Source organism: Moritella sp. 24, assembly GCF_018219155.1.
Lineage (GTDB): Bacteria > Pseudomonadota > Gammaproteobacteria > Enterobacterales > Moritellaceae > Moritella.
Genome location: NZ_CP056123.1, coordinates 4159353 through 4174857 on the forward strand (window position 1 = coordinate 4159353; position 15505 = coordinate 4174857).

Annotated in this window: 11 protein-coding genes; 3 read left to right on the forward strand and 8 right to left on the reverse strand. The window is 35.6% G+C overall.

Annotated features, from left to right (window positions below; all coding sequences use genetic code 11):
- The first annotated feature begins 174 nt into the window (after nt 1-174).
- From HWV00_RS18565 to HWV00_RS18575, 3 genes are all read left to right on the forward strand, one after another.
- Nucleotides 175-1413 carry a RidA family protein gene (locus tag HWV00_RS18565; protein ID WP_211683709.1) on the forward strand — a complete coding sequence of 413 codons (1239 nt, stop codon included), beginning with the start codon at nt 175-177 and terminating at the stop codon, nt 1411-1413.
- A gap of 319 nt (nt 1414-1732) precedes the next feature.
- Nucleotides 1733-2956, forward strand: a complete 1224-nt coding sequence (locus HWV00_RS18570) for a metallophosphoesterase (protein ID WP_211683710.1) — start codon at nt 1733-1735, stop codon at nt 2954-2956.
- 604 nt (nt 2957-3560) lie between these two features.
- On the forward strand, nt 3561-4781 hold the full coding sequence (locus HWV00_RS18575; protein WP_211683711.1) for a phospholipase D family protein: 1221 nt from the start codon (nt 3561-3563) through the stop codon (nt 4779-4781).
- 79 nt (nt 4782-4860) lie between these two features.
- On the opposite strand, the gene HWV00_RS18580 is transcribed toward HWV00_RS18575, so the two are convergent.
- From HWV00_RS18580 to HWV00_RS18615, 8 genes are all read right to left on the reverse strand, one after another.
- Nucleotides 4861-7266 (reverse strand): hypothetical protein, encoded by a 2406-nt coding sequence (locus tag HWV00_RS18580; RefSeq protein WP_211683712.1) that lies wholly within the window; start codon nt 7264-7266, stop codon nt 4861-4863.
- A 2-nt stretch (nt 7267-7268) separates the two neighbouring features.
- Nucleotides 7269-9800, reverse strand: a complete 2532-nt coding sequence (locus HWV00_RS18585; protein ID WP_211683713.1) for a hypothetical protein — start codon at nt 9798-9800, stop codon at nt 7269-7271.
- A 433-nt stretch (nt 9801-10233) separates the two neighbouring features.
- On the reverse strand, nt 10234-10521 hold the full coding sequence (locus tag HWV00_RS18590; protein WP_211683714.1) for a hypothetical protein: 288 nt from the start codon (nt 10519-10521) through the stop codon (nt 10234-10236).
- Nucleotides 10522-10573: 52 nt separating this feature from the next.
- Nucleotides 10574-10840 (reverse strand): hypothetical protein, encoded by a 267-nt coding sequence (locus HWV00_RS18595; RefSeq protein WP_211683715.1) that lies wholly within the window; start codon nt 10838-10840, stop codon nt 10574-10576.
- Nucleotides 10841-10934: 94 nt separating this feature from the next.
- Nucleotides 10935-11621, reverse strand: coding sequence for a hypothetical protein (locus HWV00_RS18600; RefSeq protein ID WP_211683716.1), 687 nt, complete (start codon nt 11619-11621; stop codon nt 10935-10937).
- A gap of 173 nt (nt 11622-11794) precedes the next feature.
- Nucleotides 11795-14479: a hypothetical protein gene (locus HWV00_RS18605; protein ID WP_211683717.1), complete on the reverse strand. Its 2685-nt coding sequence runs from the start codon at nt 14477-14479 to the stop codon at nt 11795-11797.
- 73 nt (nt 14480-14552) lie between these two features.
- Nucleotides 14553-14987: a hypothetical protein gene (locus HWV00_RS18610; protein ID WP_211683718.1), complete on the reverse strand. Its 435-nt coding sequence runs from the start codon at nt 14985-14987 to the stop codon at nt 14553-14555.
- A gap of 330 nt (nt 14988-15317) precedes the next feature.
- Nucleotides 15318-15500, reverse strand: coding sequence for a helix-turn-helix domain-containing protein (locus HWV00_RS18615; RefSeq protein ID WP_211683719.1), 183 nt, complete (start codon nt 15498-15500; stop codon nt 15318-15320).
- Nucleotides 15501-15505 lie beyond the last annotated feature (5 nt).

The following is a 15505-nucleotide window of genomic DNA, read 5'->3' on the forward strand; positions in this document are numbered from 1 at the left end:
TGAAAATATAGCCAAGCATAATAAGTCATTTTAAATCAATCAGATAGCTCTATCCTCATAATTTATTTCGTGAGTAAGTTCAAAGATTGTTCATCTCTATTACGTATACTTCTTTCAACAAAAATGATTACAAATCAACAAAATAAATAAACCTTCAAATAGGAGTATACCGATATGAGCACTAACATCATAAAAGCGTCAAGAAACACAGAAAATGCACCAAAAAACGCAGTATCAACCCAGACGGTCGCGTTTTCTCATTACAATAATATTTCAGCTCAATTACCTGTAGACCCTCAAACGGGTGATATCGTAATTGGTTGTATAAAAGACCAAGCAAAGCAGTGCTTAACAAATATTAAAGCAATTGTAGAAAGTATCGGTCACGTGATGGACGACGTTGTTAAAATCAATATATTCGTTAAGAGTATCTCCGATATTGATGCTATAGATGGTGTTTATACAACATTTTTCCAAAGTACACTTCCTACACGAGTAGTTGTCGCAGTAGCGGCGTTACCGATGAATGATGCTTTAGTACAAATGGATGCGCTTATTTCGAACGGTGAAGGTACAACGCCACAAGCGCCTTGCTCACTTATAAAACTATCAAGAAACACTGAGAATGCACCAATAAGTTCTGTATCGACACAAACTGTGGCTTTTTCTCATTACAATAATATTTCAGCTCAATTGCCTATCGATCCAAAAACAGGTGAACTGATTATTGGCGGTGTAAAAGAGCAGACTGAACAATGCTTAAATAACATTAAGGCTATTTTAGAAAGTATCGACCATGTGCTGGACGATGTCGTTAAAACAACTATATTCGTTAAAAACATCTCGGATGTTGAAGCGATAAACGAAGTTTGTGCCAAGTTTTATCCCCATTATGTACCTGCACGATCAATCGTTAACGCTTCCGCTTTACCTTTGGGAGCTTTAGTACAAATTGATACATCAGTATCACATGGCGATGGTACACCGCCACAACTTCCAGAAGACAGCCGCCTACTTGTTATAGAAGCAAACAATACCGACAATGCCCCAGAAGTACCATATTCACATACTGTTGCTTTTTCTCACTACAATCATATTGCAGGTCAATTACCTTTAGACGCAAAAACAAATGAAATAGTAGCTGGCGATGTAAAAGACCAATCAAAGCAGTGCTTAAATAATATTAAAGCAATTTTAGAAAGTGTTGAGCATGTGATGGACGATGTCGTTAAAATAAACATCCAACTTAAAAATATCGATGATATTGATGCAGTAAATGAAATCTACACAACATTCTTTAAAGGTGATCTTCCTGCAAGAACTGTCATTGGTGTTTCAGCTATTCCTATGGATGCTTTAGTACAGATAGATGCCGTTGTATCTAACTGTGAAAGTACACCGCCACAGAGCTAATCGGTACTTGATTGCAGTCTTATTACTTTCAAAATAAAAAGAGTTTCAGTAACACTGAGGCTCTTTCTTGATAGCAGTAAAAATAATTGTGTAAAAACAATGAAAACTTCATCTAGATCTCCCTCGCCAATAAATAATTTTAGATTCAGCACACCATTACAATACTTTCATCATTATTGCGCCATCGTAAAAGTTATTTTCAATTTACTTCAATTGTTATTTAATTTGGCTAGCGTAAACTTAGCACATCGAAAGAATACAGCCTTGAACCTTATATCGTTGTGAATGCTATTTATAATCACTACCTAGGATGAATGAATTGAATATTGTTTTGGATAATATCGGCACAATAACGTTATTTTTATTGTTGTTTAATTTTGTTATTAATTGGTTCTTTCGTTCGAAGGAATTTGCCATTTTTAGAGGCGTTATTTTAACAATATACAGTTTGGTTTTTCTTACTTTATTTGACTCCTTAGTTAGCTTCGTCCCTCCTTTCATTGTGTTGCTGTTATATAGTTTAGTGTTTGTCGACACCCTACTTCTTGTTCGGCCTAAAATGCAGCCTGTTTGGATGCGAATTTTGGTTAATTGGCCTGGTCAGTGGTTTTTAGGCGCGACTATAATTGCATTTCCTTGGGCACTGTCCTTACTGTTCCTTGATAGTACTGATTTTCTATATATCCCTTATATACTCGGCGGGATAGGGTTATTACAAAATTTTCAAGTTACCAAAGAGAATGTATTTATAGATCTTAATGATAACGAAAACCCATCAAAATTAAGTCGATTAGACTTAGCTAAGCCAAGTTCGAATAATAACGACAAACTACATATAGTACAGTTAACAGACCCGCATTTAGGTCCGTATATGTCCGTTGCACGGCTTAAACGTATTTGTGAAAATGCGGTAAAGGAACAACCGGATCTCATTTTATTAACCGGTGATTTTTTAACGATGGAGTCCAAGGGATCTGCACAAATACTGTCGCAATCGCTAAGGCCATTAAAAGATTATAATGGGAAAGTGTTTGCTTGTATGGGCAATCATGATCACGAAGCCCCTGAAATAGTAAGGGAAGCGTTGACGAACAATAATATTACTTTGCTGATAGATGAAGCTCAAACAGTACAAACACGACTTGGTGCTGTTCAAGTGATTGGATTTGATTTTCATTTTAAAGATAGAGCATCGAAACTGAGTAAAGCGGTTAAGGACTTACCTGCAGTAAGGGAGGTAATCGCGCGTATTGCCCTATTACACGATCCTAGTCATGTTTTAGATCTACCAACTAATAATGATATAGATTTATTTTTAAGTGGGCATACACACGGTGGCCAAATAGGTTTGCTGAGCCTAGGGTTTAAAACGACGATACTGAGTCTATTTTCGAAATCGCCAGATCATGGCTTATGGGGAATAAATAAGACCAAGTTATATGTACATCGAGGTACCGGCCATTATGGATTCCCTTTTAGGTTGGGCGTGCCAGCAGAGCATAGCGTTATCAAGCTTACATTAAAGACATCAAAAATAGTATAAACAGTAATGGTACTGTAGTGGCTTAAATGCAGAGCTACTGTACTATATCCTCAGTAATAACTCATTACGCATACCGATTCAAGCGACCCCACGTCCATGCTTTCACTAACAGCCACCAGTAAAACTTACCATCTTAAAAGTACAAGACAGTCTTGAATTTAGTGAGATTCCCTTACCCACAGATTCTGTATGCAAAAGTACTGGATATGGACGAGAGCTAATTTTCGTTGAGGCTCTATTCTATTACTTAAATATGGTGCCCGAGGACGGACTTGAGCCATCACTCCTTTCGGAAGAGGATTTTGAATTCCTTGAGACGCCTTTACTGTGATTATAAACACTAGGATCTTGTTGGATATTCTTGTCCATAATTTGGGATTGTATTAGATCAAGTTAACTACTGATACGTACAGGAATTACACCTATAAATAAATGACTAAACTCTAGAACCATTGCGCTTAATAAAAGTAATCAGCCTCATAAGAAAATTTCATATTAACTATATCAACAAAAAACAACCTAATCGGATTAGATAAATATTGACAAGTTACGCCAGAAACCATATCATCTGATGTGTTGACTAATCAGATGATATGGAGTAATTATGAAAATAGAATTATTAGGCCAGTTTGGTAAAAACTGCACAATACAATCAATTGGTAGCGCAATTGAATCAACAATTATCAATGAACATCATAACTACACTACGTTTAGAGCTTATTCTGCATTTGCTACTAGAAGTAAAGTTTCAAAATTAACTGAACTACTATCTTCACACGGTAATTTAAATACTTCTTTTTATATTGGCGTGGATCAAGGCGGTACTTCTGTAGAAGCTTTAGAGGCACTTCTTCATAGTGGTTTCAGCACAAGCATCATTTACACTACATCCAATTTTATTTTTCACCCTAAAATTTATATTTTTGAAGGTAAGGAAGAGTGCAGAATTATTTTAGGGTCATCAAACTTAACAGACAGTGGGTTTCTTAAAAATATAGAGGCAAATATCGCGATTAATTTAAAGTTATCCGAGCCAGACGACTTAGCTTTTTACGAAGAACTAAACACTGCGTTATCAAGTTTAAGTGAAAATGAAAAAGTGCTTACAAAAGGCTTAATAAAACTACTACTAGATTCTGGCATAGTACCACCAGAGTCTAAAACCAGAAAAGCTTATTCAAAGTCACCCTCTGCCTCTCAAATTAATTTATTAAAACAAGATTTCCCAAGTATAGAAAGATCTGTAGGTACCAAAGCTTCTGATAAGGAAAAAGAAACTTCGAAGAATAAAAAAATTAGTGTGCCGACCCCAGAAGAAAAACTACCTAGTTTAGTACACAAATTTTGGTTTGAGACAGGTCTGAGTACTGGAGGTTCAAGAAATATCTTAGATATAAGTATTAGTAGCCACGATAACATAATCCCAGGAGCATCTAGTTTATTTGGATTACCCCCATCAGAGGTCAGACATAATTATGAAAATACAACTCTTTTGAAAAGAATATCAATAGATTATGAAGGAGTTACGTTCAAGGGTAATGATATTATTTATCCTGTGTCAAAAGTGACAGGAAAATCGAATGGAAGTCTTAGATTATCACTTAGAGGGGTATCAGATTCAGGTATCAAGTTTACAAAGTTGCTGAATAATGGGGAGCAGAAAGGGTTTGTGAATCAAGTTTGTATTTTTACCTATATGGACACAGATCATTACAAAATGGAACTTTTTGATCACGCAACTCATATTAAGGATATAGAGTCAAAGAGTATCAAAATAGATAAAGCAAATGCCAAATCTAAAAAATTTGGCATACTAAAAAATTGATCAGCTTAAACACATCTTATGTTGTTAGAAAAATAAATGGGCTTAGAAAAAATAGCCCACTTATTGTATCTATTTCAACTTAAAACGATTTAAAAAAATCAATTCCTTTTCGTTTATCCCACTCCAGTTTGAAAGATGAAAGGATATAATCATAATCGTCAATAGAAATTCCGTAGCAATGGGCCACCAAAGCGTCCAAGAATATTGGATCTGCACAATACGTTACTAACTCAGCCTGCCGTGAAATAGCGTCACAGAACTTTCTATTTCTATAATCTTTACCCAATAACCCTACAACACCGTTTAATATCGCATCAGAAATAGAAATGCTTATATTCTCCACGATTATTTTACGTTGAAATAAATCAGGTGATGGCACAGCTATTTGTTTAATTACCGTCTGTGTTAAGTCAATACCAGACATTTTCATTCTGACTAAATAATCGAAAACTGTTGAGTTCATAATAGACAATGCTAGTGCTAGTTCTATTTCACTGTCTAATTGGAGAAATTGAATTGATTGTGATGCAGGACAGTGAGGAAGAATAGTAGCGAGACATGTTCGAGTATTACTCGCTGATGACATACTGCGCCACATTAAAGAATAATTTTTAGAGTAATTCTTAGTTATTCTGTCCCATTTATCCTTTGAAATAAAGAAGCGAGATTGAGGTACAATATTACAATCTTCCTTCTCTACATCATTTAGAATACGAGCCGAAGCCTTACCAGAATAAATTGCTGCTTCATCCAAACCTTGATAAGTAGAAAATTTACCATCATATTGATGGATAAATTTCCCTTCATATATTGGTAAGGTTCCTTCTAAATTTGAATTCACTATATCAGCAGCATGACTAGTATAGTGTACGAGTCTCCCATAATGAGCGGCTCCAAAAACTTCATTAAATGTAGAACAATTAGAGTAAATTTTTCTCAAAAAAGACAACTCTGCTGGATCTTTAATGGTAGGCAACATACCAGTTTGGGGATTCAGTTCTTTTAATGCCTGATAAGGAAAGTCCCAAAACTTATCCTCTAAGATCTCTTTTGACTCTTGGAGCAACCCAGCATAACTAAAACTATTTTTTTCATTTAAAGCATTTATTAAAAAACAAAAACGTTCTCTACCATCGATCTGAAATATTTTCTTTTTATTAATAAAATCAGCAACAACACTAAGTCTATTCCGATTAACTAGATCATTAAAAAAGAATTTATTTACAGAGGTACTTAAAAGTCCTGTTTTAACCAATAACCCAACACTTCCAGAAGAGTTAACTAACTTCTCGGCCAACTCAGTAAATAAAGCGTATGTATTCAACTCTCCATGGCTAGAATGTTCGAAATAGGGATTGTTTTTTATCAATTTTTTCGATTTTTCGTAAGATAACTTAGCCTTAAGATAGTAATTATATAATTTTTCATTATCTACAAATAATTCTGAAATCCACTTTTCCCGTTCTTTTTTATTATGCAATGTTAAAATACTTGGAGCGAGTTCCATAAAAAATGATTTTTCTTCCAGCCTAACTTTCTCCCATGGAGGATTACCGAGAATGATATCTAATTTTGGTAACAGTCTCTTAAGGTCAACCCCCATCGATTCTGAATAATAAATCCCACTGTTAAAAATAGTTATTTTTTCTTCCCAAGTAGCATTATCATTATTCGTTAACAACGGATTCCCTAAAATAAAGTTACCTTTCATATCATCTATACACAAAGGGTCATTTATAAATTCAGCTATAGAAAACATTGCAATATCTAATGCTAAATAATCAATATCAACAGCATATATACCCTGAACTATTTTTCTGAAATTATTTTTCTGCTCTTTTCCTTCAACGCCTAAAAGGTCAAAAAATTCTTTAATTACTCTGAGGTAAGAAATTAAAAACCGGCCAACACCACTTGATATATCGGCTACCTTGAATGAACATATCAAACCTATAATTTGAGATTTTTGTTGAGTATTGAAGTGCTTGATTTTATTTTTTTTAAATCCTAACGATTTTTCTATATGATTCCAAAATAAAAAACTGGCACAATTATCTGATAATTCTTTAGGTGTAAAATAAGCACCTTGAATATTCCGACCACCGTGTAATATATTTGCTTCAATCTGACCATTTTTAAATGTGAAATCAGTAGCTATTATATTTTCATATAACTCTTCGACCTCAGACATCCTGCTTATCTCATTCGGACATAAACGAGTAAGTAAAACCTCTAGTTCACAATAATAGTCAGCATTCATTATCAAGGGCAATGTTGATATATAAGCATGACTAGATAGCTCACAACCTAAAACTCTGCGGCATAATTCATTTACGATCGACGCTAAAATATCGTATTTAACCTTTTTATATTCAAGGGGATCTTCAATAACATCTATATAATGGAGCGGAATAAAGTCAGATAATTTTGTCTCCATAAAGCTAATAATTTCATTATAAGCTTTATCATCAATGAGATATTTCATATTTATTTAAGCTCCAAAAAATTCTCGTAAAAGTGTAGGATTGGTGCACCTTTAAAAACTTCAAGGTGAATAACGGGTAGTCTATTTGATAGCCACGATGTAAAACTTAAGCTTAGATGTTCTTCACACTCAACTTGAATATTAGGAAATAAAACTTGTGAATTAAACTCTACATCTTTAATATTCATTTTAATTTCAGACCAATTCGATATATCATTAAAACCCATACATTTTAAAACTAGCTTATGGAGAAAGTCTTCAAAGTAAAGCACGATAGTTTTATTCAAACCATTTATATTACCAGATAAAATTCCCATTATATTATTAATGTCAGGATCGAAATGAGACGATAAAACACTCATTACATTATCATTTCCTAATATATTACCTTTTGTTTTACAACCTTTAAATTCAGTGGCTTTATCTAAACTTGAAAAAATAACGTTATCTAAATCGGTAATATTGTAACTATCAAAAGGTAGGTATTTCCTTGGATACATTTTCTTATCAATATTTTCAATTTCATCTAAAGGTAAACTTAAAAGATGAAATATTTTACTATTGATATCATCTTCCAGTTGGAAAATTTTGAATGCACACTTCACATCAGAAATAATGTTAGACAATACCACTTCAATAATTTTATTTCCGTCGGTGTTGAAATTATCAAATTCATATAAATAATTATTAACCAAATAATTATGCTTTACTTTTTTTAATTTTATAACTTCTTTAGATTGCGCACTAAGCTCTTCATTAAATGCAATTTCCTTAGTCATAGGAAGCATTCCAATATAACCTGCTGCGATAGTTAATTTCGGACTAAAATTTCTAATCAAGTAACTAGCTAAAATTGAGTTCAAATATGCTAAATGGCTATATACATCACCTTCTTTCACATGAATTCCAGGCCCTGATGCAACAAATATTTGCCCTTCAATTTTTAACCTAACATTTAACCCTAAGGTCCCTGTATCACTAAAAACTAATTGTGTTTTTTCTAATTTATCAACATTCCTTAAAGCTGAACCTTTATTTTGTCGAATCAGCTCCCCATTATCCCCCCATCGAACGCAATAGTGATTTAGACCAAACCATTGGCAATAACCACCACCTTTACTTACAAGTTTCCATTCTTTATCATCTTTTCTCTTCCAGATAAAATCTATGAACTTTTTATGATCACCTGTACTTGAGCCTTGCATTGGAGTTGCAAAATCACGATAAGAACCATTAGCGTTTAATATATTCAGTACCGTTGATCCCAACTGATATTTAAATGAGTTATCGCCATGGATATTAAGTAGTTTTAAGTCCACATTAACAGATAGATCTTTAATATCACCAGTATTTAGAATTCTTTTCTTTTCGTTAAATGTTAAACCTGTAAGATTAACAAATAGGGTTTTATATCGTTCATGTTTCTGATTTTTATGTATAGATACAAGAGCTACAGATGCTTTTTCACCTGAAATTGCCTGAAATGCACCGGCACCGAGATCTATACAACTAGTTAGTTTATAGTCATTTAGAAACATTTCTCTGAAGTTATTAAATGATTTTAAATTCATCCAACTTTTTTGAATAACAACACCTAAGACATCATTTTCTTGCATGATAGACATCATATTCTGAAGGAATGACACACACATATCGCCATTAGATAGAGGGAAATTACCTTTCAAGTGCTCTCTCAGATCTTCCGTTATATCTCTTTTTCCCGCAAAAGGTGGATTAGTAAGAAACATCGTTGGTTGAGATTTATCGATCCCTAATTCTATTTTTTCTTTTATGTCATAAAATCCATATTGCGAGCGGTAAGGCTGTATAACTGGCTCAACCTTTAGAAGAGTTTTGGCGAGAGTGCTTCCTTTCGTGTATAGACTAATTCTAGATAGTTCAACCATACTTTGGTCAATATCAAAACCAATCAATTGACTTGATAATAAATTTTCGACTATCGAGGAATAATCATGATTACTATTCAAACATTTAGCATTAAACATTTCTTCTAAGGCTATAGTTAAAAAGTTCCCCCCACCACAAGCAACATCTATAACTTTAACTTTTGCACTTAATGATTCTTTAATAAGATAACGGGCCATATAATCATCAGTAAAAAACTGCGTGGTGGTAAACAATCGTTCATTTTGTATTTTAACACCAGATCCCGGAGTTAAAATTTCTTTGAATGTACTCTTTAAAGCTCTTTTCTTAAGCTTTTCATATAATTCAGAGAAAAAACAGCATGAGTTGTTTTGATAATTTTTAGCGAAAGAAAATACCAACTCACTTATACCTTCAAGTTCTTCCTGCGAGTATGACTCAATTATGTTTTTAGCAGATGACTCGTACTTTGATATGTTCAAGTCCACTGGCAGCTTAAAATCAAGCAAACATTCCAAACTAATAGGACCATCAAAGCCAGAGTCCACATTAAAGCATATGTGTTTGAAAACAAAGTATAAATTACCAGAAGCCCATGTTTTCCAGTCAATATCTCCGCGTTCTAATTGTATTAGTTTTTTTATCATCTATATCTTAACGTTTTTAGGTTTTTGTATTGGTAAAAAATCAAAAGAGATCACCCAACCAAACAGATTTAAAACATTTTAGCTTGCTTTGTACCCCGACGCACTAAGATTTGCTATACAACAGTAGAAGTTTATAACCTAAACATTACTATCTCCAAAAAACCTACTTTTGCATAAGGTTGATAGCACTACTGTTAATTTTTAAATTTAAAAAAATGACGATAATAAAGAGACGAATACGCAGATTATAACAAGTGGATTCACGATTATAGAGTTAATAGTATGAATACAGTTTAAGGTTTGATCCCACCTTCAGTGCAACACGAAGAGTCATTTACACGTGAACCAATATATAAAAGGCACTACAACGACACCTCGCATACGCTCAGTGCAGTCATAGTGCCTTTTCAAAATAATTTAAAGCTCTACAGCGTTACGGCTTATAAGAATAAAACATCTCTGCCATTCCAGCATCACCAACTCGATTACTCACCGTATCAACCCAAGCATCAAATTCATCCATATATCGTAGCTTATCAACGCCTAATCGCGCACTAACACCATCCAACGACATCCACTGTTTTTCCCCCTTAGCTTTAGATCTACGGGCTTTCTGGTTCAATAATGCAATCATATTATCAATATCACCACCAGCAACCAGCTTAGGATTCGCCAGTAACAAGTGACGAGCAGATGGGTATAGAGTGTCGTTATAGAACATTGGCTTTGACTGACCTTTCAGTTGTTCGCGTACTTCAATACCATTACCAGACTTAAGCTTCCCCCGCTAATGTCGTTTTAGCCATACTTAATGCCTTAGCCGCTTCACTAACACTCTTATATTTAACCCCGTTAATCTCAACAGGTTTACTATGCGCTTTACTAGGCCGTGATTCAGCACCTACAGCTTGTGCTAATGACCAACCAAATTTAGTCATTCGTTCATTAACTAATTTAGCTTCAATGTCATGATGACGGGCAGCAGCAGAACGACTAGCGAATTCAACACCATCAACAATATGTACATTTTCAGTATTCATTTGTAACTCCGAAATATAATAAAAATAAAGAAGATAATAACCCCAAGGCTGCATCGACAAGCTCTGCAACCGTGGGGTTAAGTTGATGGGATGTTTAAAACGGTAAGATGTCTGTATAGGCTGCTTTAGACTGTTTAGTGCCCAGTGTTACCTTGACCTTAATCTGCTCATATAATTCAAGCATTGATTGCACCACCTCAAGATTAGCCGGAGGTTTACCCGAAGAATTTACCCAGTTGTTTGTCTTCCAGTTAGGTGCGAAATTATTTAAGGTATTACCTACACTCGCATTCAGTCCGATAATTTCAACGGTATCAGCACCCTGTTTAATATGATTATCCGCCAGCTTTAATGCCTCATAACCAAGCTCTAGGTACATCTGCGCAGGTGTAGCACCTTTAGATGTTTTAATAATATGCGTATCGCAATCTAAACTCTTAATCGTGGAACCATTACCACCAGTACCAAGCTTGCAAGTTAATGTGACGACTTTGGGCTGCTTAGGTGCACCAACTTTAGCTAGATAGGATAAGTCCATCTTAGGGTTAGGTGATGAATTAGAGTAACGGTTACGCTTAGGCTTATTACTTTTCAGTCGTGCGGTACGCTCTTTAATTAACTGCTTAAGATATTTCTCTGCTTCTTCATGTGTAAAAGCACCTTTGTTATCACCACCGGGTTTACCGATTGCGATAGCAGCACACTCAGCCCATGTAGTTACAACGCGAGCTTCTGTATCGTTAATAGCAGCGTAAAATTTATATTTTGGTTTTTTGGACATGATTAGTCCCTCCGTGTTGAAGTTAAAATTTGCCACAGGATGTAGCTATTAATTGATATTTGAAATGTGTGTGTTGATGTTTATCTGTATCCCCTACATTCAACTCACACATGAGAAGAAAGCCCTTATCGCATAAGGGCTTCGATATATAGGTATTTACGAAGAAATATTATTTATTGCTTTAAAGCTTCACGTAATTGAGGTCGTGATGATGCTTCAAACAATCGTTCTGGGTTGAAGTGAGGAAACTTCGCAACCAACAATTTAGCAAACTTGATTGTTAGCTCGGTTAAAGGCACAGCACCTTCAACCAACTTATTCCGACCGCCACTTCGAACAGCAGCAGCTTTAATCGGATATCCCTGAACCGTCAACCATAGTGCCAATTGAGCAGCATTAATATCTGACTTAAGCATCCCAGCATGTTCATGCCCGTAAAAACGCAAGAACAAACGAGCCATAAAACTATCCGAAGTTTCATCGGCTTTTAGATTCACAGACTTATTCTTTGATGCTTTAGCCATTGCTAGACGGTCTTGCCAAATGATCCAATCATCCATCGTTTTCAAGCAATTATTCTTACGCCAGCGATCAAATCGTAAGCGTGTAAATAACATATCGTCTAAAGAATGATGCGGTTTGGACTGCAAACTAATATGGGACTGACCTTTAACATCAATCATTACAGGAGTAATAAGTTCACGTTTTTGGTCGAATTCCATGTTCAATAAAATATCCCTTTGTTCATTCATCATGTCTTTACGCCCAATGAACATTTCACGAGTAGAGGTCAAATAAGAACCATCAGTCAGCTGACCAAGCACTCGATTTAAATAAAGGTCCACCATATAAGCATTTTGATTGACCACTCTCCGATCAACCATCACACCGCCTTTAGCTAGAATAGGCGCAAAACCTTCACTTTCCAGCACTGTATATTGAGCTCTAGTCTTTGCCCCAATAAGTTGCTTCGCTTGATGTTTCAATTCCAAGATCTCACCACCGTCAGGATCGATGCGATGAAACTGTTCACGAAAGCGTTGACAGATAGGACCGTTAAGATCAAACTCATCTAAAGTTGCATTGGTAAGCATTCCATCTGTAGTAAGTGAAACGACGGTTCTATGTTCAGGAATACTAGCAACCATTTCGCCCATTAGCGCACGAGCAAGTCCCGTGGTATAGGCTGCAAAGAATGGATTAGTTAGTGTTGATGGTGGAAGCTGTTTAGAGTAACCAGCTTGTATATCAAATGCAGTTTTAGGACGTAGAGATTGTGAAAACTTGCCATAAAGCGTGTTACCGATCTCTTTAAATAAACGTTCCTCGAAGCCGCCTTTCTCATTCGCTTGTCTGTTCTCCCTCACCCAACCCATAAAGTTTTCAAAGATACGAACATCATCAGCCCAAGGAATCACGAACGCTTGTTTGATGGTAATGATCGCCCCTTGGTTAGATGCAACCTCAAGCTCGTGTCCAGTGCAGTGCGTTTCACCAGTAAGTGGGAATATCAAGCCTTTATCTGAGCGTACAGCTAAACTAGGGAAACGTGTCGAGGCCGGAAATTCAAAGCGAACCCAAGCCAATGCACATTTATCACCAAATAAATCATTAAGATTTTTGGTCATAAACATACGATCGTACGCTAAATTTTTTAACCCTAAGGAAATCGCTGTATAACAGCTAGGGGCATCGAAATCATTCCATGTATCAATATGTGTAGGACCAGAAATAAATGATTCATTACGACCACCGTGATAACACTGTGTTGCAAAGTTTTCCAACGTCATTCTTGCCGTTACAGGAACATCTCTAGTTAGCGTCAGTGGTTCATTACGATCAACAGGCCAAACTTCTTTAGTTACTTTCATAAAACCAAATAACTGACGATAACCTTTACTGTCTGCAAGCCCATTTACAAAGGCTTTTACAGCAATTCCACCGATAGTGAATGGGACAGATTTCAGACCGATATCTTTGCAGAATTTAGAGATGCGTTCAAAATGAAGTGATGTAATAATCGCATCGTTCATAGCGTAAGCTTCAAAACCAGCTGGATCGCCTTTTCGATATTCATCCATACGTGATATTGAATATGTCGCAGGAATATTAAGCTTCGGTTTATTTACCAAAATCCCGATATTAAACAAAGACTTACCGCTTGGCGATAACAACATACTGTCGTAAAAGGTAATGTATAAGGTGTGGTAATTGCGGGTTTTATCATAAACTTCCAACGGTTCTTTATCGATACGACGAGATAAGACCTCATCAAGATCAAGACCGTAAGGTTCATCAAGACTGGCAACAGTCTTACGTAATCCTTTGACGTGAGTTTTAAGCTGTTCAAAAGCATTACTGAAGTTAAATAAATCCGCTTTGAGAAAATGAGCTACCAAAATAATATCGGTAGGCCAGCATGTTAATACATCTTCAGCCATTGCTTTTTCTAATGCCAAAACCAAGCATTTATCCAAAGCTAATCGACCAGACTTCTTCGTTGATTCAGGGTATAAGATAATGCTTGATGACTTATCTCCATGCCGCACCACAAATTGATAACTCAATATACGATTGTAAGTACCACAGGGTGATTCCGTGTATTCGGTATCCAGCGACACAGTAGGACGTTCAAAGAACTTAGTACCGATTCTACGCTTACTCTTTTTAGCTTTATCTTTACCCCTGCTCTTAGCAGAGGAATTATTTACTTTTTCTTCATATCGGGCAGTGGGGATCTCAGCTTCGTAATCGACAAGATTTCCTTCACCCCACATAGATAATGAACCATTATCTTCATCACTGAAATCAAGTACTACAGGCGCTTCCTGTTCCCATACCATTAATTCGTTATTCATTTTTCTGCTCCCCAGATGCAAAAAAGACTCCGCAAGGGAGCCTTAATTAAAAAGTGTGTTATTTACCAAAGTATTATTTTTGGTATACAGACCATTCAATGGCTGACACTTTTTTATCATCGCTAATGTCAATAAGCACCTCAGCAATGGCATCAGAAAGACCAGAGATATCCGAGTATTTCTCTTTATCAAAGATATAGAGTGGACGTTCATTAAGACCAATAACAAGTAAGTGACCAGTCTTCGGCGACTCAAATGCTTCTTTAATAATACGAGCATCAATAAAACCGCCATTTTCAAGTACGATGGCATAGTCTTTAGATGGTTTAACGCGTTGCTTCACTTTCTCAAACAGCTCAGATGACTTATCGCTGTTATCAAAAATGATTTGACGACATTGCATATCAAATAATACGGTTACTCCTTCTGAGTGGACAGCAGTAGTACCTGCACTTGCGTTTACGATACCGTTTGATGTACGAACGAATAGTGTTTTTGTAGTCGACATAATAGTCTTCCTTCAATTAAGAGTTTAAATTATTAAAGAGCAATAAGGACATTTATCGCCCTCTCTAAAAATCAAATTAAAAGCAACGCCTTAAGTTGATAAGGAAGGATTTTAGAGATTGGGGAAATATTTTATTCGTAGGGCTGATATCAAGAAGACGCCACAAAGGGCGATAATTATTAATGGTTCCCTGTAAATACGAGTAACTAGAAAGTACATAAATACAAAGTAGGTACGTTTTTGTTTGATTGTATTGCAACGTAGATACAAAAAAGTCCAAAGACATCTATATCGATACCTTTGGACTTTACAGGGTAAAGGGAATGCCACTTATACTTGTGCTAACAATGCTATCTCCCATTTATCAATTTCAGTACGTAGAAAGCGTACACTGCGACCAATACGCAACACTTTAGGCAATGACTCAGGGTTACGAGTAACATTGGTTCGCACAGTCGATGGATTCAAGTTGTACTCCGTAGCAAATTCTTCAATAGTTAATGCATTTTTCATCTTAT

What these genes read in the sequence shown, in the direction of transcription:
- HWV00_RS18565 (WP_211683709.1), top strand. Translation starts at nt 175, where the DNA reads ATGAGCACTAACATCATAAAAGCGTCAAGAAACACAGAAAATGCACCA.
- HWV00_RS18575 (WP_211683711.1), top strand. Translation starts at nt 3,561, where the DNA reads ATGAAAATAGAATTATTAGGCCAGTTTGGTAAAAACTGCACAATACAA.
- HWV00_RS18580 (WP_211683712.1), bottom strand. Translation starts at nt 7,266, where the DNA reads ATGAAATATCTCATTGATGATAAAGCTTATAATGAAATTATTAGCTTT.
- HWV00_RS18585 (WP_211683713.1), bottom strand. Translation starts at nt 9,800, where the DNA reads ATGATAAAAAAACTAATACAATTAGAACGCGGAGATATTGACTGGAAA.
- HWV00_RS18590 (WP_211683714.1), bottom strand. Translation starts at nt 10,521, where the DNA reads ATGTTCTATAACGACACTCTATACCCATCTGCTCGTCACTTGTTACTG.
- HWV00_RS18595 (WP_211683715.1), bottom strand. Translation starts at nt 10,840, where the DNA reads ATGAATACTGAAAATGTACATATTGTTGATGGTGTTGAATTCGCTAGT.
- HWV00_RS18600 (WP_211683716.1), bottom strand. Translation starts at nt 11,621, where the DNA reads ATGTCCAAAAAACCAAAATATAAATTTTACGCTGCTATTAACGATACA.
- HWV00_RS18605 (WP_211683717.1), bottom strand. Translation starts at nt 14,479, where the DNA reads ATGAATAACGAATTAATGGTATGGGAACAGGAAGCGCCTGTAGTACTT.
- HWV00_RS18610 (WP_211683718.1), bottom strand. Translation starts at nt 14,987, where the DNA reads ATGTCGACTACAAAAACACTATTCGTTCGTACATCAAACGGTATCGTA.
- HWV00_RS18615 (WP_211683719.1), bottom strand. Translation starts at nt 15,500, where the DNA reads ATGAAAAATGCATTAACTATTGAAGAATTTGCTACGGAGTACAACTTG.